Origin of the sequence: Rhodoferax sp. OV413 (assembly GCF_945881795.1) — a bacterium.
Taxonomy (GTDB): domain Bacteria; phylum Pseudomonadota; class Gammaproteobacteria; order Burkholderiales; family Burkholderiaceae_C; genus Allorhodoferax.
Window position 1 is genome coordinate 1 of record NZ_CAMCVG010000136.1, and the last position, 4250, is coordinate 4250.

4 protein-coding genes are annotated in these 4250 nt (G+C 60.0%); all 4 read left to right on the forward strand.

The annotated features are described in order from the left end of the window. Window positions 1-294 precede the first annotated feature (294 nt). Complete coding sequence (locus Q0O05_RS11615; protein WP_293663208.1) at window positions 295-1170, forward strand: transporter associated domain-containing protein; 876 nt, start codon at window positions 295-297, stop codon at window positions 1168-1170. Continuing rightward, window positions 1170-2747: an apolipoprotein N-acyltransferase gene (gene lnt / locus Q0O05_RS11620; protein ID WP_293663210.1), complete on the forward strand. Its 1578-nt coding sequence runs from the start codon at window positions 1170-1172 to the stop codon at window positions 2745-2747. Before Q0O05_RS11615 ends, lnt begins: the two co-directional genes overlap by 1 nt. A gap of 104 nt (window positions 2748-2851) precedes the next feature. Further along, entirely contained in the window at window positions 2852-3757 is a 906-nt protein-coding gene (gene glyQ / locus Q0O05_RS11625) for a glycine--tRNA ligase subunit alpha (RefSeq protein WP_293663211.1), read from the forward strand. An 18-nt stretch (window positions 3758-3775) separates the two neighbouring features. Further along, window positions 3776-4250 (forward strand): glycine--tRNA ligase subunit beta (locus Q0O05_RS11630; RefSeq protein ID WP_293663213.1); only part of this gene is annotated, 475 nt, incomplete at its 3' end.

The following is a 4250-nucleotide window of genomic DNA, read 5'->3' on the forward strand; positions in this document are numbered from 1 at the left end:
ACGCTTCAGCGCCGATGATAGTGCGGATTCCCGTGTGAAAGTAGGACATCGTCAGGCTATTACAGCCAAAACACCCCGTCGCGTGGCGGGGTGTTTTTTTTAGTACTGCCCAGGCGTGAGCTGCTGGCAAGACTAAAAAAAGCAAAAAACTGACATGCCTGTTGACGCAGAGGTCAAAAGTTTTGACTCGTGTTCCTCAAGCAATAACTTTCGCAAATTGGCGAGCAGGGTGCCATTTGCAAATCAGCTATCCTTAGGCCCTCGCAACTAAAGCCCTCAACAGGCGCACCTTCAGTGTCAGAACCGCATCCTTTGCGACGCTTTGCAAAAGAAGACAAGCGATCTTTCCTTCAAAAACTCGCAGAATTCCTGCATCCCGGGCCTGACTCCACTGCCGAGTTGATTGAGACACTCGCTGAGGCTGAGGACAACAACATCATCGCGGCGGAATCTCGGGTCATGTTGGAAGGTGTGATCCGGATGGCTGACATGACTGCGGGCGATGTGATGGTTCCCGCAACCCGCATGGACTTTCTTGACATCCAGTCCCCCATGGATGAGCTTATGCACGCGGTTATCGACACCGCGCATTCGCGCTTCCCCGTCTACGACACCGAACGAGAGAACATCATTGGCATCTTGATGGCCAAAGACTTGCTCAAGCTGCAGCGTGCGCCGGAACTCAATATCCGAGCCTTGCTAAGGCCTGCCGTGTTTGTGCCCGAGTCCAAGGGATTGAACGACCTGCTGCGTGATTTCCGCGGTAACCGTAACCACTTGGCGATCGTGATTGATGAATTTGGCCGCGTCGCGGGTCTCATCACGATCGAGGACGTGCTAGAGCAAATCGTTGGTGAAATCGAGGACGAATTTGACATCGCGGAAGACGAGGGTGATATTTTCGCGTTGGCCGACAAGACCTATCGTGTCAGCGGGGACACTCCCTTAGAGCGTGTCAGCGAGGCGTTCTCGGTCAAGGTGGCAAGCGCCGATCCCGACGACAGTTTTGACACCATCGGCGGTTTGATCGCACACGAGATGGGGCACGTGCCTAAACGCGGTGAGCGCCACACCGTTTGCGGGCTCGACTTTATGGTGCTTCACACCAAGGGCGGCGCCGTGAAATGGTTCAAGGTGTCGCCCGTGCCGGACCCGGCAACGCACAGCTAATGGTAGTCACCAATCCGGGGTGGAGGTTTCCCGGACAATCCGATACGGTTCAACTTGCTATTGTATTGATAGCTGCTTGCGCACAGGCAGCAAGCGCCGGGTGGCCTTTTGACGACCTTTTTACCTTAGGTGGCACATGCTGGTGGCTGCAAATTCTGTCGATGGCGGTCGCCGTTGCAGCGCTGCACCAACGCGCATCCGGCACTCATTCGCATTTCATCATGTGGATGTTCGCCACCGTCTGGCTCACCGCCACGTTTTGGTGGCTTTACGTCGCCATGAATACCTACGGCGGTCTGTCCGCCACGCTCTCGCTGGTGGGTCTGGTGGCGCTTGCTGCGGCACTGGCGGCCTATTACGCCGGTGCCGTCTGGCTGTGGCGCAAAGTATCACTTGGACGGCAGGGCGCCGTGCCCCTGAGCGGCTGGCCGGCCGCTTTGAGTTTCGGTGCCCTGTGGGGCATGGCGGAAATGGCGCGCGGAACCTGGCTCACCGGTTTTGGGTGGGGTGCCATCGGCTACGCCCATCTGAACGGGCCGCTCGCCCTGTTCTTCCCGTGGTTCGGCGCTTATGGTGTGTCGATCTTGGCCGCGGCGTGCGCAGCAGCGATTGGGATTGCCTTCGTAGAGAAACACTGGCGCCTGGCACTTGGACCGGTTGCTGTTTTGGTGGTCGCGGCGCTTATACCTGCGCACTGGAACGAATGGACCACGCCCACCACCACACTGCGGGTCACTCTGCTGCAAGGTAATATTCCCCAGAACGAGAAATTTGAGACTGGTAGCGGCGTACCGGTGGCGCTGGACTGGTACCGCGAGGCGCTCAACCTCAGCACCGGTGACCTGGTGGTGGCCCCGGAAACCGCGATTCCCGTGCTCCCGCAGGAGTTGCCCGCGGGTTATTGGACCGCACTCACCGCACGCTTCAGCCAGGGAGAACAAGCCGCCTTAATTGGAATCCCTCTCGGGAGCTACAAAGCGGGATACACCAACTCCGTCATCGGAATCACACCGAGCGAAGGATTGGTGCTGCGGTACGACAAGCATCACCTGGTGCCCTTCGGAGAATTCATACCGCCGATGTTCCGCTGGTTTACCGACATGATGTACATCCCATTAGGCGACTTCAACCGGGGCCCGCTCGGTCAGCCCTCGCTCAACGTGCTGGGCGAGCGAGTTGCCCCCAATATTTGCTACGAAGATCTGTATGGCGAAGAGTTGGCCACCCGTTTCACCGACCCTGAACAAGCGCCGACCATGTTTGCCAACGTGAGCAACATGGGCTGGTTTGGCGGAACCGTGGCGCTGCAACAGCATCTGAACATTTCGCGGGTTCGGGCGCTGGAGTTCCAGCGGCCTTTCGTGCGCGCCACCAACACAGGCGCCACCGCCATCCTCTCGCACCAGGGCCTGGTGTTGGCCGAGTTGCCGCCTTTGACCCGCGGCGTGCTGCACGGCGAGGTGCAAGGCCGCAGCGGCATCACGCCCTTTGCCTGGTGGGCTTCGCGCTTTGGCCTCTGGCCCCTTTGGTTGTTCGGGTTGGCCATCGTCGCCTGGGCGTGGCGCAGGGCGCGCTAGCGCAGCGACACCCGTAAAATCAGGTTTTTACATCGACCCAGCCCGCCACCATGCCGGCGCGGCGTCGGCCTATCGCCGACACACCGCGTCCTAGCCCACACACCATGCTCACCTTTCAGCAAATCATTCTTCGACTTCAGGAATACTGGGACCGCCAAGGTTGCGCGCTCCTGCAACCCTACGACATGGAAGTGGGCGCCGGAACCTCGCACACCGCCACCTTTCTGCGCGCCATAGGCCCCGAACCCTGGAAGGCGGCGTATGTGCAGCCCAGCCGCCGCCCCAAAGACGGCCGCTACGGCGAAAACCCCAACCGCCTGCAACACTATTACCAATACCAGGTGGTTCTCAAACCCGCCCCCGCCAACATCCTGGAGCTCTACCTCGGCTCGCTCGAGGCGCTGGGCTTTGACCTCAAGAAAAACGACATCCGCTTTGTGGAAGACGACTGGGAAAACCCCACGCTAGGCGCTTGGGGACTGGGCTGGGAGGTCTGGCTCAATGGCATGGAGGTCACCCAGTTCACCTATTTCCAGCAGGTCGGCGGCATCGACTGCAAGCCTGCCACCGGCGAAATCACCTACGGGCTCGAGCGCCTGGCCATGTACCTCCAAGGTGTGGACAACGTCTACAACCTGCAGTGGACCGACACCTTGAAGTACGGCGATGTGTACCACCAGAACGAAGTCGAGCAGTCCACCTACAACTTCGAGCACAGCGACGCCGAATTTTTGTTCACCGCCTTCAACGCGCATGAAAAGCAGGCCAAGTACCTGATGGAGCAACAACTCGCACTGCCGGCCTACGAGCAGGTGCTGAAGTGTGCGCACAGCTTCAACCTGTTGGACGCACGCGGCGCCATCAGCGTGACCGAGCGGGCCGCCTACATCGGGCGTATCCGCAACCTTGCGCGCAGCGTCGCGCAGGCTTATTACGAGAGCCGTGAACGATTGGGCTTCCCCATGGCGCCACGGGAATGGATTGAACAGATGCCCAAGAAGGCCGCCTGAGCGCCCCGGGACCCCAGAATGACAACGCAAAACCTTCTCGTAGAACTGTTTGTAGAAGAACTCCCGCCCAAGGCCCTCAAAAAGCTGGGCGAAGCCTTCGGTAACGTATTGGCGGACTCCCTGCGCGCGCAAGGCCTGATTGCTGCCGATGCCGTGGTCACCCACTATGCTTCGCCGCGCCGCCTCGCGGTCCACGTGACCGCCGTCGCCGCGCAGGCTGCCGACAAAGCGGTATCTCAAAAACTCATGCCCGTGGCGGTGGGCCTGGACGCGGCGGGCAATCCCACGCCTGCGCTGCTCAAGAAGCTGCAGGCGCTGGGTGCCGGGCCCGACGCAGTGGCCGGCCTGCAGCGCGCCATGGACGGCAAGGCCGAGGCCTTGTTTTTTGAGAGCATTGCAACCGGCGTCACCTTGGCGGACGGCTTGCAAAAGGCCCTGCTCGAGAGCATTGCCAAGTTGCCCATCCCCAAAGTCATGAGCTACCAGCTGCAAA